Source organism: Vibrio sp. ED002 (assembly GCF_023277445.1).
In the GTDB taxonomy this organism is placed as follows: domain Bacteria; phylum Pseudomonadota; class Gammaproteobacteria; order Enterobacterales; family Vibrionaceae; genus Vibrio; species Vibrio jasicida.
Genome location: NZ_CP080239.1, coordinates 1,452,967 through 1,469,734 on the forward strand (window position 1 = coordinate 1,452,967; position 16,768 = coordinate 1,469,734).

The window sequence follows — 16,768 nt, forward strand, 5'->3', positions numbered from 1 at the left end:
GTATAATCTTCATCAGAACGATTAAGGGCAATTGACCTTGAGGAAAAGAACTCAATGAAAAAACTACTTCCGATTGTATTCACTTGTTTGAGCTTAGCTTTCTCCGCACCATCGGTATTGGCTTCTGAACGAGCAGAGCAGGGTTGGCAATGGATTGATCAAGGCGCAATGATTGTCGATGTGCGCACGCCACAAGAGTTTGCCGATGGTCACTTAGACAAAGCGGTGAACTTTCCGCTTTCAGAGTTAGATAAACACTTTGCTAATGTCGATAAAGACACACAAATCGTGCTCTACTGCCGCAGTGGTAATCGCTCAGGGCAAGCGTATCAGTACCTACAATCGCAAGGGTTTACCAACCTACATAACGCGGGCGGCTTGGTTGAGATGCAACAAGCGAAGTAATACGACTTTGCACCTACCTAGCCAACTGAACGGAAAGCACACCTCTCGTGTGCTTTTTGTTTTTTCACTATCTATTCGTTATCGGTTGAAGCCAGCTCGCCGAAGTAGTCTTCCAGTCGATGGTGACCATAAATCGGCGCGATATTGTCACCGCCTAACATGGTCAGGAAGAACTCAGCAGGACCACCCCATTTCTCTGGCAAGTGACGTACTATCGATAACCCAGCTCTGCGCAGGAAGTCCGGTAGGTGCGTATTTTTCTCCACTTTGTTTTGAGATTTGAACGCAAGCCGAGCAATATCATTGACTGACAAAACATCTGGACCACCGACATCGAGTTCTGTGTCATTTCGTTCAATCGCTTCTACACAAAACCTCGCCAAGTCTTTTCCGTGAATGGGATTAAGCAAGTTTTCACCATCGCCAAAAGTAAACACTCGACCGGATTTCGCCATGTTGTACACCTCGGTGATATCAGAGAAAAAGCCATTCGGGCGAATCACACAAGGGGTTAGTTTTGTTGATTGCAGAAGCCGATTCGCAAAGCGTTCTTTCGCCTCTAAAAGACGAACTTGAGGACATTTCTGAGCATTAAATGCAGAGATGTAGATGAATTTACCGACACCTGCTCGCTCTGCTTCTTCAAGCAAGTTCAAATTTGCTTGGTAGTCGACATCCAAATAACCTAATCCGTCTTGTTGGCGAGTAATGCCCAAACATGAGATAACAACATCGACACCGTCGCAAACACCTTTACGCTCATCGGGATGAGTAACCTGCGCCTCTATCACTTGTGACTCTTCCACACCCATTGCGAGTAATTTGGTTTTGTTTCTCGCAATGGCTTTAAAATCAATGTGCTCAGAGAGAAATAGCTCAACAATGTTCGAACCCAAGTACCCCGTTGAGCCCGCAATTAAAATTCGAGGGTGCGTTTTCATAACATGACGTCCTATTCTTGCTCTGGTCGGTATGGCTCTTCACGCAATACGTGGCTCACCAATAACTTTAGGTAGAACAGCGGTAAAAACCATTCCAAACCTTGTGGTGCTTGTGCCCAATAAATCGAAATAATCACACTAAGAGAATACAGAGTTAGCGCCACAGGACGTTGTAAATACAACGGTGTTCTCATGACTAGGCTACATGCAAGAACCATGTAACCACCGATCACAACAATCCACATGATATCGAAATTCAAGAACGCCCAACTGTAGAGAGAAAGCTGCACGAAATGAGTCAGAATAAAGCTCATGTGCTGCTTAAAACCTTGTCCTTCACGATGAAACCAGCGCTTTGCCGTAGAAGTCGCATTGGTAATAATGCCGCCGATAATATCCACTGTGAGCAAACCCGCGATAACATATTGAGTAGTAGTCCAACCCAGTTGTGCAAAGTACGCATAAATCACCACGACAGAACCAGCAGCAAAAGGGACATACAACTGTAAATTCTTTTCTGCTTTCGTTGCGCCCGGACCAATCAGCTTATCAATTCCACCCCAGAAACCCGCTCTTGCTTGAGGAACACTCCAATCAATTTTCATACTAAAACCTTATTTAGACCACTTGGTCTTTTTAAATTAATACGCTTTGAAAGCTAGGTAAAGATCTTTTTTGTCCACTTGGTCTAAATAAAAGATCTTGTGTTATACTGCGAGGCATTGCGGTAACAAAAGCTGAGAATAAAACCATGCCGAAGATCGTCGATCATGAAAGCAGACGTAGAGAAATTGCCTTAAAAGCAACCGAAGTGTTCCTTGAGTTCGGTTACAAAAACATTGGTATGAGGCAATTGTGCGAACAGTTAGGAATGAGCAAAAGTGCGGTTTATCACTATTACAAAAGTAAGGATGAACTGTTCAAAGCCGCAACAGAGGCCATCGTCAACTTTGACGCAGAAGTGCTAGCAGACAGACCAAACTCAAGTAAAGCGAGTACAGAGCAACAAGTCGAAAACTTCGTATTGATCTTCGAACAAATGGCTCCGCGTTTCTTCCAAGAGATGAAGCTTGTCTCTGATTACATTGATGTGATTGGGCAAGAAAACGTAGCTACCGATCCTTGCATGTTACTTGCGAATCAAAAGTACATGACGATGCTAGAAAACTACGTTTCAGCGCAACACAAAGAATCACTTTATACCCTTATGCTAGGGCTACTGAACCATCAATTGATGTTGGGTAAAGCGCTAGAAGATGCTCATGTTATTGAGCAGGTTGAGCGTATCTTAAACTAGCTCTCATGTAAAAAGTTGCATAATGTATTTTGATTATCATGTGCTTTGCTTAACACTTAAGTCCCGAGCTAAAACAGCCCCCCCCCCCACACACATTAATAACCCACAGTTATGACTTGAATAACAATAGGTGCTTAGATAAACATCTATTGTTTCGATACATTTTTCCCATCAAATAGTGTCACGCTCTCCTACAGACTTACGGATCAGACTAGCGCGAGAACGGTCATTTAAATCTTGTTCCATAGGAAAAACTGATGAAAAAATATATCGCAATCGCTATCTCTTCCATCCTACTAATGGGTTGCTCATCTTCAGGCTCATCAGGTGGAAACGCACCAGAAGCAAGTATCCCAGATAATGAATTACCTATTGTTGATGGCGAATGGGGAATAATGCCAACACCAGATAACGATCTACCTATCGTTGACAACGATTGGGACAACCCTATCTGCATTCAATGTGACAACCCAAATGTTAAATGGGAAGTTGATGTGGTGGCTGAAAACTATGTTGTCATCAGTGAAATCAATGGCGAAGCCATGTATCAAATTAGTTACGTTGAAGGTAGCAATCGTAACTCAGTCCAAATAAAAGGGCCTGACGGTAACATCATCGAAGTGCCTGATGTTAAATGGGGGAATGGTGCCGCAATGGTTCCCATTCGAGATAAAGTTCGCTCTCTGAGCAAAGAACAACGCCAAAAAGTACGCCAAGCAATTAAATCTCGCCGTAATGGCTAAATCGCCATACAAAAGTTTTTAAACAAACGGCAGAGTCAGCAACACTCTGCCGTTTGCCTTACTTCTCTCGACCATACATCTTGTCGAAATTTGGAATGTTCTTTTCCCAAATGGGCGTCTCTTCTCCCACAATGGATTTGAGTGTGTCGATAAATAACTTGGTTTTGATCGGTGCATCTCGGTGCGGATATACGGCGTAAAAGGTACCGAAATCATCAATGTTCAAGTGCGTCATGATCGGCACTAGCTTGCCTTGCTTGATCTCATCTTGAACCATTTGTGCGGTCACCACAGCAAGCGTATTTCCTCCTGCTGCGCTTCTTGCCAACATTTCTACATCATTCACTTTATAAGCGACATTAAGCTGAAAGTGCTGTTGTTCACCTTGCTCATCTTGATAGCCGAATTTATCGAATAACAGACCTGGGGCAGCGTAAATAGTGGCGGGTAAAGATTCCAACTTCTCAAGACTGTTCACCTCACCATGTTTTTCTAAAAACGCTGGGGCGGCAACAATCAACAGGCGACTTCGTGCAATCTTACGGGTAATCAAGCTTGAGTTTTTAGGTCGCCCAATTCGGAAGCCAATGTCAAAACCCTCTTGCACCATATCAACCATGCGATCTTCTAAGCGCAGTTCAAATTCCACATCTGGGTATTGCTGTTGAAACACCGAAATCGCATCTTGAACATATTGACGCCCGAACATGGTCGAGCTGGTAATACGCAAGACACCACGAGGCTCTTCGTGAAAATTCTGCGCCAAACGGTGAGTATCACTGAGAAGTGACCGAAGGGATTTGGCTTGGTTGACCATTTCATTCCCAGCAGCCGTCAATGATAAGGAGCGCGTAGTTCGGTTGAGCAATCGAACACCCAACTCATCTTCCAAACGGCTGATCTGTTTTGAGATCACCGAACGATCCACATTCTTCTGTTCTGATACCTTGGTGAACGAGCCAAGCTCGACCACTTCAAGTAACAGCAATAAACGACTAGAGAAATCCATAACGTCTTACCTAAAAAACCATTGTTGCTTTTATGGCACCAATTATATGCCATTTAGCTTATTTTTCTCATCTTATAACAAATCTATAGTAGCTGCACACAACGGGAGAGAGACAAACCTCCGCAATACCAAACCAATAAATTCGCGTTACCGAGGTCTGCTGATCTTACTAACGCTGAGGAAACAGCTATGAAAACTCTATCAATCACACAACAAAACGGCATCGCTACTGTTGAAATCAACAACCCACCGGTGAATGTACTGACTATCGATTTGATTAATGAAATCAACGAATTTGTCCTATCACTTAAAGATGACCGCGATACGAAAGTAGTGGTCTTCAAATCGCTTCATGAGTCTTTCTTCTTGGCGCATTTAGATTTGAACGTTATCAACGGCACACAAGGTGGTCAGGCAGCATCAATTGAATTCAATCATATGATTGCCAACATCAAAGCGATGAAACAAGTATCGGTTGCTGTGGTTGATGGCGTGGCTCGTGGCGGCGGTAACGAGTTTGTGATGGCGTGTGACTTGGCTTACGGCACTGAAAACGCAGCATTTGCTCAGCCAGAGATCCACGTCAACATCCCAACGGGTGGTCAAGGCGCGGTTCAGTTCGCTCGTCACATGGGTAAAAACAAAGCGCTTCAAGCACTGCTACTTGGTAACGACTTTACGGCACAACAAGCGGAGCAGTTAAACATCATTACTCAGTTCGTTCCTAAAGCAGAGTTGGATGGGTTCTTAGCGGCAACATTGGGCGTGATTAGCCAATTAGAAGTGCGTGACATCGTAATGTACAAAGAGATCATCGCAACCTCTATCAAAGACGAAGACACAGGTGCAGAGCTAGAGTTACGTTACTTCTTAGAGCGCGCAAAAGAGCAAAAAACCGCAGCGATCATCGACGCGTTCCTAAAACACGGTGGTCAAACAGAACGTGAAGCGAAAGACATCCAAGGCATCTTTGTGGATACCGCGGCAGAGCTAAACAAACAATAGAGCTTGGTTCGCCATAGACCTAAGGCACCGACAATCCGTTGGTGCCTTGTCTATTTGCAAACTCTGAGGAATCTTATTGCATGAAAAACGATTACATCGGTCGTTTATTGCAAATTTAACTTTTCGAAAGCAATGTTAGAAACAAAATTGCGCGTGCGAGGAAATACAATGGAGGCAGTTAAACAATAGCCAGATCATTAGAGAAACGAGGTCCTCCATGAATCAACTTCCCGACGAAAACCAAAAACGATTTGTTGCCGTAATCAGTAAAAAAGTCGAAGTGGGACGCGCCGTTAACGTATTAGGACATTTGAGCGTAAGCCTTGCGAATCAACTTTCTGATGGCGACGCAGTCTACACCGACTATCACGACCTTGATGGTAGTCTTCATCCAAATATCTCCCACTATCCGTTTATCGTCTTGAGAGCGGACAACTCCAACAAAATCAGAAAGCTTCGCCAAGAAGCACTCGATAGAAGCATCCCCTTCTCCGACTTTACTCACACCATGGTAGAAGGCGGCTCTGAAATACAACAGCAAACCACCAAAAACACACCAGAAGCCGAGTTAGAATACTTGGGTATTTGCTTGTTCGGCGAGACTGAAACACTTCGAGAATTGACCAAGAAGTTCAGCTTATATCGCTAAAAGCCCGTGATACATTGGTGATCCTCTCATCATTTTTTCATCAAGCTATCTGTACATTGCCACTTTTAGGGTTAGAATCTAGCGCATCTATCAACCAAAAGTGGCAACACTTACAACGAAATTAAGGAGGAATTTATGTCTTTGTGGTGTTCAATCAACCCACGTTTTTATGGCATGAAGGACCGCTCAAGAGTTTCAGATTTCGCGCTGCGATAATCTCGACTTGAGCGAATAATTACCTTTCGACGAAAACACGTCACCCGAGTACTTTCCCTCAAGCTCGAAGAATTATTGTCAGCTATGACAACGGCGTCTTGCGCCCAAAATTCTTGAGAACACTATGAGTACTTTTTTAACTGCACAATCACTAACCCTTTCTCACACAGCAACACCAATCTTCAAAGATCTAACGTTTACGATTCATCGTGGCGACAAAATTGGTCTTATCGGTCATAACGGCTGTGGTAAAAGCTCCCTACTCAAACTGCTTAGCGGTCAATTTGAACCAAGCCAAGGCACGGTTGCCAAAGCCAGTTCATGTTTGATGCGTTATGTTGAGCAGCATTTACCTAAGTCTTTAAGTACACATTCCGTATTGGACGCGTTAGCAGAATCCTTATCAGACGATGAGATTTGGCGCGCCGAACTCTTATTGGACGAACTCGGATTTTCAACCACAGAACGACACATGCCGGTTGAAAATTGCAGTGGTGGTCAGCAAATGCGACTCCTGCTTGCTCGTGCGATTATCCATCAACCTGACTTACTGCTTCTGGATGAACCAAGCAACCACTTGGACTTGCCATCGCTCCTTTGGTTAGAGCAATTCTTATCAAACTGGAAAGGCTCATTCGTATTGGTATCTCACGATCAAACCTTACTCGATCGCGTCACCAACACCACTTGGGTCATGCGAGATCGATCTCTGCATCATTTCTCTTTACCTTGTTCTCAAGCAAGACAAGCATTGAGAGAGAAAGATGAAACCGATCAACTTCGCCATGCCAGCGAGCAGAAAGAGATCGACCGAATCGAGAAAAGCGCCAAGCGTTTAGCCACTTGGGGCAAAATCTACGACAACGAGGATCTTGCTCGAAAAGCCAAGACGATGTTTGCGCGCAAAGAACGTTTGGAGGAAGAACAAACCGAACTGACAGAAGGCACACCGTGGGCGCTACAACTTCAAGGTGAGTCAATGCCAGCAAATCGACTGCTTGAGGTTTTGCCTTTCTCGGTAACGCCACCAAACAGTGATTATCACTTGTTTGATATGGCAGAAATGCGCGTGAAAAGTGGCGACCGAATTGCCGTTCTAGGCAGTAATGGTTGCGGTAAATCGACGTTGTTGAACCTGCTTTATCGTCAGTATGAAGTCATCCAAACCGACCTAGGCAACCAACATGAGAGTGTGACTTTTCACGATCGCTGTCGCTTGGGTTACTACGATCAATCTCTAAGGCAACTCGACGATCATCAATCCATCACAGATGCGTTGCAGTCGTTTGCCAGCATAAGCAGTGAACAGGCAAAACGTTCGCTTATTGGTGCAGGATTCGAGTACGTAAGACACGAGCAGAAAGTCGTCAGTCTAAGTGGTGGAGAGCGAGCGAGGCTGCTGTTTGTTGGCTTAACTCTGGCTCGTTATCACATGTTGTTTTTAGATGAACCGACCAACCATTTGGATATGGAAGGCAAAGAGGAGTTGATTGAAACTATGCAAAACTTCGAAGGTGCCGCCTTATTGGTTAGTCACGACCGAAGCCTGATAGAGCAAAGCTGTAATCGATTCTGGTTTATTGAAAATGGCTTACTGACGGAGTATTTAAGCGCGGAAGAGGTTTATCAACGCGTAACTGATACTGCACCGAAATCAGCCATATCGCATCATTGCAATGAAGTAATGTCGATGGAAACAAACACCGCGTCTGATGCGCAATCCGAAGAGCAAATGCTGGAAAGACTGTTGGAGCTAGAAAGCTTGCTGGAAGCCGATTTAGGGCGAAAACCCAAACATCAAAAACCAGCGATGCAAAAGCAATGGCAGCAAGAGATAGAGGAAATTACGGCGCAGCTATAAAAACAAAAGGCACCATTAATTGGTGCCTTTCTTCTATTTTCTATTTTCTATTTTCTATTTTCTAAGAAGGGTCTTATTAGTCTTTTTCGAACGTCGCTACGGTCTTAATCACGCCAGACATCATTTCGTTAGCGTCTGATTTCTTAGCCGAACTTTGCATGGTTTGAGTGTTTTGACGCAAGCGTTCACGCAATGCTTCTAGTTCCTTTTGTGTATCCGATAATTCCGTAGATTGGTGGTTACTCATCTTATTCTCTACTTGTACTTAACGATTAATGGAGCGATTTTCATCTAAAGTTTTTATAAGATATAGTTAGCTACCATCTAAAAATTAGATACATCGTTATGTTCAACCTTCAACAACTTGAAACGTTAGTCATGTGCGTGGAATGTGGTTCGTTTTCTGCGGCGGCAAGAAAGCTTGGTAAAGCACAATCTGCGGTCAGTACTACGATTTCAAACTTGGAAATCGACACAGGACTGACCATCTTTGATCGTACTTCTCGATTGCCTACCTTAACGGCACAAGGCGAGCGACTACATGCTCAAGCCACCTCCTTGTTAGAGCATGCACAACACATACAAAATATGCTGCAAACGTTCAATGTGGGAGTAGAAGATAGGATCTCGATAGGAATTAATGCGCTTTTACTAACACCGCAGTTTTTTGGCGTCATTGATGAGTTTTATCAGCAATTTCCGCACACCGAGCTCAATCTCAATGTCTTGAAAAACAATGACATTGCTGATGCTGTCGCGAGTAATGAAGTGGATATCGGTTTTATGTTGTGGGGCAGCACACAGCCTAAGAACGTGATTCTAGGTTCGATTGGCTATGTGCCGTTTTCTATCGCTGTACATCAATCACACCCGATATTGGCTGAGGAATCCGTTTCTTTTGAAGCGCTTAAGGCGTATCGGCAAATCGTATTAAAAGACCACCCTGCTCACTACAACGCAAACTTATCTAATTCACTAACCAAAGTGAATGATTTAGAAAGCCTAGTAGAGTTGATTAAACTGAATAATAACTGGAGCTTGATACCTGACCACCTGTATCAAAAGCACTTAGATATCGTTCCCCTTAAGCTACAAGGGGAAGAAAAAGATTGGCTTTTACAAATTGACCGTGTGACAGGCAAAGCAAAAGAATCAGGTCCTGTTATGCAGTGGCTTACAGAGCGTTGTTTGGATTTCTATCCTAGCGTACAGCCCAAGTAACAACATTAGTGATAAAAAGAGAATATCCATAACTAGATATTTACTTCAATAATCACTTTAACATCGTTACCAATAAAAACTAGTAATTAAAATTGATAGTTGTATTCAATACGATGATCACTATCATTAAAATCAACGTTTTCACTCCAGTTTGCATAATAACGAATATTCGATCTTTTATTTAATTGATAAGAGAGCGTAAACTCATGGGTTAGAATATCCTTCTCTTCTGCATAATAATTATCTTTATACTCACTCGAACCAGATAATGTATGCATGTACATTGGGTTATAATTAATCCAGATTTTATCTGTGATGTCGATTTTAGAGTACATGCCAACCACCATAAACGTGCCCGGAATTTCGTAACCATTATCTTCTCCGCTATAATCGTTCGCGACAGTCACGCCGACACCACCTAGAGGAAAAAGCTGCACTATGCCAAACTTGGGAAGCGATTGAACATAACTGTAAGAAGCGTCAAGTCTGTCGTTATCAACGTCATAATTGATATCAATTTGGCGGCCTCGACCTGTTGTTAAGTCAGATTGAAAGTTACGAAGACGAAGTGAGTCAATACTATCGTCTACACTTTTGTAGAGTGGTTCATCGTTGTCTCTTATACCTAATAAGTCACCACCGATCCCCTTCACTTCAATAACATTCATAGCAAGCGTATTTGGCTTATTTGAATCATAGGCTTGGCCGACTTTAATATTAATGCCTTTATCACTGATGCCAAAACCAGCTTGTGTATATACCGCAAGTGGATCAGACATATCTTGCAGTTTTTCATCTTTATTTTCTTGAGAGACAGCAGGAAGAGAGGCAAAAACACTTAGCAATAATATGGGATATTTAATAGTACTCATAATATAAACCTTTATATTATTTTTATATTCACAGACAACAAAACACAACTTACTATAAATTTACAGTAAGATTTAATTTAGCAATTAAAAAGCAATAATTGTAAGGAATGACCTAGTTGTTATTAAAAATTTACTAGCAACTAGGTTAGTGATTTAATAGTTTGTATAGAAATATAATCAAACTAATTAATAGCATGTTCGAAAGAGGCCATTAGCTCACTCAATTCCGCCGAGGTCGCTGTATCAAATTCACCCTCTTGGAACTTGTCGTAGAAACCGCCCAAGCTGTAAGTGCCTTTTACATCGCCGCCCCACCAAGGCATCAACTCAGCCATGGTTTTGATATTTGTCGCGCCGCCGTTTGCACCTGGAGATGTGCTCACTAGCAGAACTGGTTTCTTAGTGTCGCCAAAGAAAGACGTACCTTGAGGCGCAACGCGTGATAGCCAATCGATCGCATTTTTCAGGAATGCTGGCATTGAGCCGTTGTGCTCTGGTGATGCAATGATGATCGCATCGTATTCGTTTAACGTCGCACGCAGTTTGTGTGCGTTTTCTGGGATGCCCTGACCTTCAACGTCCAAACCGTACATTGGCAATTCAAAGTCGTTTAGGTCAATTGTGTTTACTTCTGTTTGGGTAGCTTGGTTTGCTAATGCTTGAACCAATAGGCTGTGGATTGAGTGAATGTTGTTGCTACCAGTAAATGCGACGATCTTTTTCATAGTGGAATCCTAGTTACACTTGCCCCTACTCAGCGGGCACTCATTGAATGAGGTGATATTAATTAACTCCAAACAGTGAATAAACTCTATAATAGTGTCTATATAGTTCACCAATAGTGAACAATTAATAAGTTCAAGGTAGCAATTACATGGATAAGATCAGAGCATTAACCGTATTTCGTCGAGTCGTGGAGCTAGGCAGCTTCGTCGCAGCTGCAGAAGATTTAAACCTCTCAAAAGCCGCAATAAGTAAGAACATCAATGAATTAGAGAGCTATTTGAAAAGCCCTTTGATTAACCGCACTACCCGCAATTTACACATTACCGATAATGGTCAGCTCTATTATCAGCAAGTGTGTCAGGTTCTCGATGCACTCAACAATGCCGATCGTTCAGTGATTGAGTCTTCGCACACATTAAAGGGCACGCTAAAAGTCAGCATGCCGATGTCATTAGGGTTGATTGAACTAAACCCTATCATTTGCGAGTTTATGAAGCTGCATCCAGAACTTTCCATAGAGGTAATCATGAGCGACGAGCACCTCGATTTGATTGAACAAGGGGTTGATATCACCATTCGTGGTGGAGAAGAGCTTGGAAATTCAACTTTACGTTCGAGAAAGCTGTTAGACATTCGGCGTGTGCTTTGTGCCTCTCCTAATTACTTGGAAGCATCTGCGCCCTTCCTCTCCCCTAGTGATGTGGTAAATCATCGCCTACTGAGTTACAGCCTGTCATCGGCATCACGTCGTTGGACTTTTAATAACGGCAATCAGATTTTAGATGTTGCGATTCCGCCTTGTGTTTATATGGTCAACAGTGGTTTGGCGCTTACCCAAGCGGCATGCGCCGGACTCGGTGTCGCATTACTACCAGATTTCTTTGTCGAGCCTCAGTTAGCTTCAGGTGAATTGGTCGAGATTACCCCTGAGTGGCAGATGGAAAAGCACGCGCTGTACATCGTTTACCCTTACCACAAAGAGCAATCGCAAAAATTACGAGCCTTTATTGATTATGTGGTGGAGAGCTTCCAAGCGCGATTCAACCGTCAGTCAGATCCGCAGCAGATGTACTCTTCGATTATCAAGCTAGGGTCTTGAGCAAAATATTTAGCCAAAGAAAAAGCAATAAAAAAGCCAAACTAAATAGTTTGGCTTTTCATCAAAATCATTCTTGTACCTGATGACTACAGAACAAGAGAACTGAAAGTTTATCGACGGCGGTTGTTAAAACGAGCGCGATCTGTACGCTGTTTAGACGAACGCTCTTTGTGCGCAGACGCAGCCTTTGCTTGTGAAGCTAGAATCGATTCAACCGTCAGTTCCATTGGTTCACGTGGTTCTAATCCATGACGGAAAGTACGTGCACGTGGCGGTAGATTGTATTCGTATTCAGATGCCTTTGGCATGCGCTTGTAACGGTATAGGTAAAAGTTCTCTACACGCTCGCGAGCCCATTCTGTTTTCTTCAGGTATTTAACACTGCTCGCAATGCTTGGCTTAGTGTTGAAACAGTTCATACGCATTGCTGTGTCGAGGATTTCCCAACCGTAATGGTCAACAAGCTGCTGCAACATGTCTTCTAATTTAAGACCGTGCAGAGGGTTGTTCTTCTGCAGTTCAATACGTTCTTCGTCGGTCATAAATTCATGGCTCATGAACGGCTCCTTAATTGTGGGTGGCGAGCGTAGTACTCACCACCTTACCTCTATTAGGTTTAGATTAAATCACTATTACGAATAATCTGTTGTTTGCTTCGTCTCAAAGACGAACTTTACATCCAAGTATTCGCAATGATCGACGCTGGCACTTGGTTACGCAGCGCTAAGCACCTTTTGTTGGTGTGCCATGTACTCTTCAAATGTACCTTGGAAACTCACCAACTGTTTGTCCTTCACATCAATGATTGAAGTCGCCAATGACGATACGAACTCACGGTCATGACTGACAAAAATCAAAGTGCCAGTGTAGTCTTTTAATGCGCTGTTTAACGCTTCAATCGCTTCCATATCCATGTGGTTGGTTGGCTCATCCATCACCAGAACGTTGATGTCTTGCATCATTAGTTTACCAAACAGAAGGCGGTTCTTCTCACCACCCGAGCAGTTTTTCGCTTTTTTGTTGGCATCATCAGCGGTAAACAACAAGCGACCCAGAATGCCACGCACCATTAGGTCATTGTGCTTCACGGTACGCCACTGAGAGATCCACTCAAAGATGGTCAGATCATTATCGAAGTCTGCACTGCTGTCCTGTGGACAGTAACCAATCGAAGCGTTTTCAGACCATTTTACTACGCCCTGAGTTTGCTCTAACTCGTTCACTAGGCAACGCAGCAAGGTCGTTTTACCCACACCGTTTTCACCGATGATCGCAAGGCGAGTGCCCGCTTCAAGTAACAAGTTGCCTTTTTCAAACAACAGTTCATCACCAAACGAGTGACCAAGGTCTTGCAGTTCCAAGGCTAAACGATGCAGTTTTTTACCCTCACCGAAATCAATCGATGGGCTAACACGGCTACTTGCTTTCACTTCGTCGAGTTGGATTTTATCCATCTTTTTAGCGCGCGAACTGGCTTGTTTCGCCTTCGATGCGTTCGCACCAAAACGGTTTACGAAATCTTGAAGTTCGTTGATTTCAGCGGTTTTCTTCGCGTTAGAAGCCAATAGCTGTTCACGACGAAGACCAGATGCCTCAAGGAAGTATTCATAGTTACCAGGGTAAATTCGCAATTCGCCGTAATCGATATCTGCCATGTGAGTACACACAGAGTTTAGGAAGTGACGGTCGTGCGAGATGATGATCATCGTACACTTACGTTGGTTCAACTCTTCTGCCAACCAGTTGATGGTATGAATGTCCAAGTTGTTGGTTGGTTCGTCGAGCAACAAAATATCCGGGTTAGCAAACAGGGCTTGTGCCAAAAGCACGCGCAGTTTCCAGCCCGGAGCAACTTGTTGCATCAAACCAAAATGTAGCTCTTCTTCAATACCTGCTTGCAGCAAAATATCGCCAGCACGACTTTCTGCTGTATAGCCGTCCATTTCTGCGAACTCGCTTTCAAGCTCAGCGACTTTCATGCCGTCTTCTTCACTCATTTCTGGTAATGAGTAGATGCGGTCACGTTCTTGTTTCACTTCCCACAATTTGCGATCACCCATGATCACGGCGTCAATCACGCTGTATTGTTCAAACGCAAACTGATCTTGGCTCAATACGCCAAGTTTTAATCCTGGAGTAATAGAAACGTTGCCTGAACTTGGCATGAGCGCGCCACTCAGGATTTTCATGAACGTAGATTTGCCACAACCGTTCGCGCCAATCAGGCCATAACGGTTACCGTTGCCAAATTTAGCGGAAATGTTTTCGAACAATGGCTCGGCACCAAATTGCATGGTGATGTTGTTTGTACTAATGATAGCAGTGCCCTCGAAGTAAATTTCTTTTAATAACAAGCTCTTAATTTACTTTCGAGATACTGTTAAAAAAGGTCATATTGAATGTGGCCGCCATTCTATATGATTCATTCATAAGGTGATATAGGTCACATTCATATTGCGCCGAATTTTTCGAAAAACAAAAAGCGCGACATTTGCCGCGCTTTCGTTTTTTCTACTCGTCACTATTAAAAGTCGAGGTGGTAATTATTGTTGGACTGATTTAATGATACGACCCAATTCTTCTCTGATTCATTCGCACTCATGGGTACCCACTGAGCATACAACTGGCTCCAGTTACCATTTACCTCTAACTCCACTTCGCTGGTTCGCGTTGGATAAATGGTGGTGATGCGCGACATTGGATCGGCCACGACCACACCGTTTTCTGTGGTAAATGCCGCTTTGGTGTAAAGGTGTAAAGCACCATCCGCAGAACCTTGATAGTTCATCGATATAGTAATGGTTTCTCCGACATCAAATGAAAAATCACGTTCCGCCACAATATCTTGAGTGTTATCGATGGTTTCAACAGTGGGCGTTGGTGCAGGCGTTGAAGACCCGCCGCCGCCGCCGCCTCCACCACCACAAGCGACAGTAAACGCAGGAACGAACATGATGGTCAGCAGTTTTGTTGAAATTTTCATGTGAAGCTCCTTATTATTCCGCTACTGAAATGGTTTTTCCGCTTACTGGCGTGCTATACCAACTGGTATCCGTTTCACCATTGCTCGATACCCACGCAGGAAAACCGGTATAAGCATGGCTGATATCCATAAGTTCGACAGGATGTTCCCACTCATCACGAATGTTGATCGCCCAAGGCATGTTGTTATCGGTCAGGAAGTATTCCGAACCACCCGTATCGTCATCATGCATATTGAATATTGCATTGTTCATCTCAGCAGTACCGGAGAACGACTTAAAGTGCGTCTGCCATGTCATACCAGGGAATGTCGCCACAAAGTCGCCATGGTAGGTATTTTCAGCCGCAAAAATGAAAGAGTCATAAGGTGGATAGCCAACCAAATCTCTCTCCACAGGAGTGGTTAACTCAACAACAAGTTGGTATGCAAGGAGCTCAGCAGCTTGTTGGTTCAAACAACCGCTTTGCGTTCGGTAATAAGTACAAGTCTCACTGAGCACGCCAAGCGATTCCAACTCTGCTCGTAGATTTTCTGAAACCACAAGAATCGTTTCACTACCAGATTGTAAGACCGTATGTTCAACCGCCTGCCCATTTTTCGTGAGCGTAACAGAAGCAACGTTTGCCGGGTCAACATTCGGCAGTTTTACAGCAAAGCCGTTTGAAAACCCTGCTCCCATTGCCTGTAAGGTGTAATCCACGGTGATGGTTTTCAGTTCACGTTGACCATTCAACAGTTCAGTCACGCGGTAGCGCCACACCACATCGTTAAAATCGTAATCGCCCATTAATGGCCAGCGATCTTCAAAGGCCATGGTCGCATAAGAATTAGAACTTGGATAAACAGAAGTAACGGTAACATCTGGGTCGTTTTCTTGTACCAGCACTTCGTATTTAGAATCCGTCGTTCCATCCGGGTTTACACCGTCTACTGCGGAGAATGGTGAAACATCGACGGTAAACAGTAAGTCGTTAAAGTCATTGTCACCGTAGGGGCGAAGAAGATCCTCAAACCCCAACACAAGAAACTCGTTTTGCGTATCGATAAACGCAACATTATGTCTACGATAGAGCGCAGTTGATTCAGGGTTAAGGTTCGAATAACTATAGAAAGGCGTGTTCCAAGGACCTAAATTCAAAATATTGTTGTAAGTACTGGCTCCCCACCCATTTGGGATAACGAAAAATGCCAGCGTTTGACCTGCTGTCAACTGCACATTGAGGTCAATCGTATCACCTTCAGCCATCTCACCATCTGGTGCCTTGGAAGCATTAGGGAATACAATCACATGTGCGTTAACTTCGTCTTTGTTTGACGGTGGATTATCAGTGTCGTAAACGAAGTACCCCAATGCATTTCTATAACCAGCCCCTTCATTCAGAAAAGTAATTGAGGCGGTCGCATAAGGGGCTCCATCGAGTTCATCGTCAATATCGATGTTCGAGTAACGCTCTGGTGCGATAAAGGCATTGTTAACGGCTGTACCCTCTGGCAGCATTGAATAAACATTACTGAGAGTGTCTTGTGGCAATGTCCCGGAAATAGAATACATATTATTCGGCTTGCCTTTTAGCGAGTAGTTTGAGCTATCGCTGCCAGATTCATATGTCAAATCACTGGTAGTAAGTGCGTATGCTGACGCAGATGCACAACAACACGTTAGCACGAACATTTTCCTTGTTTTCATATTATTCCCCTCGTCAACTGAATCGTTGGTTGTAAGGGGGATAACGCAAATATA

18 protein-coding genes are annotated in these 16,768 nt (G+C 43.7%); 8 read left to right on the forward strand and 10 right to left on the reverse strand.

The features are described from left to right. Positions 1–54: 54 nt before the first annotated feature. The gene (locus ITG12_RS23125; protein WP_038869124.1) at positions 55–405 is read left to right on the forward strand and encodes a rhodanese-like domain-containing protein; all 351 of its coding nucleotides are present in this window, start codon (positions 55–57) and stop codon (positions 403–405) included. 71 nt (positions 406–476) lie between these two features. On the opposite strand, the gene ITG12_RS23130 is transcribed toward ITG12_RS23125, so the two are convergent. Beyond that, positions 477–1,346, reverse strand: a complete 870-nt coding sequence (locus ITG12_RS23130) for an SDR family oxidoreductase (protein WP_248874182.1) — start codon at positions 1,344–1,346, stop codon at positions 477–479. Positions 1,347–1,357: 11 nt separating this feature from the next. Continuing rightward, on the reverse strand, positions 1,358–1,951 hold the full coding sequence (locus ITG12_RS23135; RefSeq protein WP_248874184.1) for a hypothetical protein: 594 nt from the start codon (positions 1,949–1,951) through the stop codon (positions 1,358–1,360). A 146-nt stretch (positions 1,952–2,097) separates the two neighbouring features. Here ITG12_RS23135 and ITG12_RS23140 point away from each other — a divergent pair, with 146 nt between their 5' ends. Continuing rightward, positions 2,098–2,643, forward strand: coding sequence for a TetR/AcrR family transcriptional regulator (locus ITG12_RS23140; RefSeq protein WP_248874186.1), 546 nt, complete (start codon positions 2,098–2,100; stop codon positions 2,641–2,643). Between the two features lie 257 nt (positions 2,644–2,900). Beyond that, a complete protein-coding gene (locus ITG12_RS23145) occupies positions 2,901–3,386 on the forward strand; it encodes a hypothetical protein (protein WP_248874188.1) in 486 nt (161 codons plus the stop codon). Positions 3,387–3,444: 58 nt separating this feature from the next. Here the strand turns inward: ITG12_RS23145 and ITG12_RS23150 are convergent, their stop codons facing one another. After that, on the reverse strand, positions 3,445–4,395 hold the full coding sequence (locus ITG12_RS23150) for a LysR family transcriptional regulator (RefSeq protein ID WP_248874190.1): 951 nt from the start codon (positions 4,393–4,395) through the stop codon (positions 3,445–3,447). Between the two features lie 189 nt (positions 4,396–4,584). Here ITG12_RS23150 and ITG12_RS23155 point away from each other — a divergent pair, with 189 nt between their 5' ends. The 3 genes from ITG12_RS23155 (at position 4,585) to ITG12_RS23165 (ending at position 8,126) form a co-directional block, all read left to right on the forward strand. Next, on the forward strand, positions 4,585–5,400 hold the full coding sequence (locus tag ITG12_RS23155) for an enoyl-CoA hydratase/isomerase family protein (RefSeq protein ID WP_248874192.1): 816 nt from the start codon (positions 4,585–4,587) through the stop codon (positions 5,398–5,400). Between the two features lie 217 nt (positions 5,401–5,617). Further along, positions 5,618–6,049 carry a DUF2000 domain-containing protein gene (locus ITG12_RS23160; protein ID WP_038879557.1) on the forward strand — a complete coding sequence of 144 codons (432 nt, stop codon included), beginning with the start codon at positions 5,618–5,620 and terminating at the stop codon, positions 6,047–6,049. A gap of 340 nt (positions 6,050–6,389) precedes the next feature. After that, positions 6,390–8,126 (forward strand): ABC-F family ATP-binding cassette domain-containing protein, encoded by a 1,737-nt coding sequence (locus tag ITG12_RS23165; protein WP_248874195.1) that lies wholly within the window; start codon positions 6,390–6,392, stop codon positions 8,124–8,126. 76 nt (positions 8,127–8,202) lie between these two features. Here ITG12_RS23165 and ITG12_RS23170 read toward each other — a convergent pair whose 3' ends face one another. Beyond that, positions 8,203–8,373 (reverse strand): hypothetical protein, encoded by a 171-nt coding sequence (locus tag ITG12_RS23170; RefSeq protein WP_167391665.1) that lies wholly within the window; start codon positions 8,371–8,373, stop codon positions 8,203–8,205. A 98-nt stretch (positions 8,374–8,471) separates the two neighbouring features. Between ITG12_RS23170 and ITG12_RS23175 the strand changes: the two genes are divergently transcribed. Further along, positions 8,472–9,347 carry a LysR family transcriptional regulator gene (locus tag ITG12_RS23175; RefSeq protein ID WP_248874197.1) on the forward strand — a complete coding sequence of 292 codons (876 nt, stop codon included), beginning with the start codon at positions 8,472–8,474 and terminating at the stop codon, positions 9,345–9,347. Positions 9,348–9,433: 86 nt separating this feature from the next. Here ITG12_RS23175 and ITG12_RS23180 read toward each other — a convergent pair whose 3' ends face one another. After that, positions 9,434–10,219 carry a hypothetical protein gene (locus tag ITG12_RS23180; protein WP_248874199.1) on the reverse strand — a complete coding sequence of 262 codons (786 nt, stop codon included), beginning with the start codon at positions 10,217–10,219 and terminating at the stop codon, positions 9,434–9,436. A 182-nt stretch (positions 10,220–10,401) separates the two neighbouring features. Then, on the reverse strand, positions 10,402–10,944 hold the full coding sequence (locus ITG12_RS23185; RefSeq protein ID WP_248874201.1) for an NADPH-dependent FMN reductase: 543 nt from the start codon (positions 10,942–10,944) through the stop codon (positions 10,402–10,404). A 149-nt stretch (positions 10,945–11,093) separates the two neighbouring features. Between ITG12_RS23185 and ITG12_RS23190 the strand changes: the two genes are divergently transcribed. Continuing rightward, positions 11,094–12,044 (forward strand): LysR family transcriptional regulator, encoded by a 951-nt coding sequence (locus ITG12_RS23190; protein WP_248874203.1) that lies wholly within the window; start codon positions 11,094–11,096, stop codon positions 12,042–12,044. A gap of 110 nt (positions 12,045–12,154) precedes the next feature. Here the strand turns inward: ITG12_RS23190 and ITG12_RS23195 are convergent, their stop codons facing one another. From ITG12_RS23195 to ITG12_RS23210, 4 genes are all read right to left on the reverse strand, one after another. Further along, positions 12,155–12,586: a VF530 family DNA-binding protein gene (locus ITG12_RS23195; protein WP_038869186.1), complete on the reverse strand. Its 432-nt coding sequence runs from the start codon at positions 12,584–12,586 to the stop codon at positions 12,155–12,157. Positions 12,587–12,757: 171 nt separating this feature from the next. Then, a complete protein-coding gene (locus ITG12_RS23200) occupies positions 12,758–14,362 on the reverse strand; it encodes an ABC-F family ATPase (RefSeq protein WP_080774342.1) in 1,605 nt (534 codons plus the stop codon). Between the two features lie 206 nt (positions 14,363–14,568). Next, on the reverse strand, positions 14,569–15,027 hold the full coding sequence (locus ITG12_RS23205) for a hypothetical protein (RefSeq protein ID WP_248874205.1): 459 nt from the start codon (positions 15,025–15,027) through the stop codon (positions 14,569–14,571). A gap of 13 nt (positions 15,028–15,040) precedes the next feature. Then, entirely contained in the window at positions 15,041–16,714 is a 1,674-nt protein-coding gene (locus ITG12_RS23210) for an LruC domain-containing protein (protein ID WP_248874207.1), read from the reverse strand. Positions 16,715–16,768 lie beyond the last annotated feature (54 nt).

What these genes read in the sequence shown, in the direction of transcription:
- ITG12_RS23125 (WP_038869124.1), top strand. Translation starts at nt 55, where the DNA reads ATGAAAAAACTACTTCCGATTGTATTCACTTGTTTGAGCTTAGCTTTC.
- ITG12_RS23130 (WP_248874182.1), bottom strand. Translation starts at nt 1,346, where the DNA reads ATGAAAACGCACCCTCGAATTTTAATTGCGGGCTCAACGGGGTACTTG.
- ITG12_RS23135 (WP_248874184.1), bottom strand. Translation starts at nt 1,951, where the DNA reads ATGAAAATTGATTGGAGTGTTCCTCAAGCAAGAGCGGGTTTCTGGGGT.
- ITG12_RS23140 (WP_248874186.1), top strand. Translation starts at nt 2,098, where the DNA reads ATGCCGAAGATCGTCGATCATGAAAGCAGACGTAGAGAAATTGCCTTA.
- ITG12_RS23145 (WP_248874188.1), top strand. Translation starts at nt 2,901, where the DNA reads ATGAAAAAATATATCGCAATCGCTATCTCTTCCATCCTACTAATGGGT.
- ITG12_RS23150 (WP_248874190.1), bottom strand. Translation starts at nt 4,395, where the DNA reads ATGGATTTCTCTAGTCGTTTATTGCTGTTACTTGAAGTGGTCGAGCTT.
- ITG12_RS23155 (WP_248874192.1), top strand. Translation starts at nt 4,585, where the DNA reads ATGAAAACTCTATCAATCACACAACAAAACGGCATCGCTACTGTTGAA.
- ITG12_RS23160 (WP_038879557.1), top strand. Translation starts at nt 5,618, where the DNA reads ATGAATCAACTTCCCGACGAAAACCAAAAACGATTTGTTGCCGTAATC.
- ITG12_RS23165 (WP_248874195.1), top strand. Translation starts at nt 6,390, where the DNA reads ATGAGTACTTTTTTAACTGCACAATCACTAACCCTTTCTCACACAGCA.
- ITG12_RS23170 (WP_167391665.1), bottom strand. Translation starts at nt 8,373, where the DNA reads ATGAGTAACCACCAATCTACGGAATTATCGGATACACAAAAGGAACTA.
- ITG12_RS23175 (WP_248874197.1), top strand. Translation starts at nt 8,472, where the DNA reads ATGTTCAACCTTCAACAACTTGAAACGTTAGTCATGTGCGTGGAATGT.
- ITG12_RS23180 (WP_248874199.1), bottom strand. Translation starts at nt 10,219, where the DNA reads ATGAGTACTATTAAATATCCCATATTATTGCTAAGTGTTTTTGCCTCT.
- ITG12_RS23185 (WP_248874201.1), bottom strand. Translation starts at nt 10,944, where the DNA reads ATGAAAAAGATCGTCGCATTTACTGGTAGCAACAACATTCACTCAATC.
- ITG12_RS23190 (WP_248874203.1), top strand. Translation starts at nt 11,094, where the DNA reads ATGGATAAGATCAGAGCATTAACCGTATTTCGTCGAGTCGTGGAGCTA.
- ITG12_RS23195 (WP_038869186.1), bottom strand. Translation starts at nt 12,586, where the DNA reads ATGACCGACGAAGAACGTATTGAACTGCAGAAGAACAACCCTCTGCAC.
- ITG12_RS23205 (WP_248874205.1), bottom strand. Translation starts at nt 15,027, where the DNA reads ATGAAAATTTCAACAAAACTGCTGACCATCATGTTCGTTCCTGCGTTT.
- ITG12_RS23210 (WP_248874207.1), bottom strand. Translation starts at nt 16,714, where the DNA reads ATGAAAACAAGGAAAATGTTCGTGCTAACGTGTTGTTGTGCATCTGCG.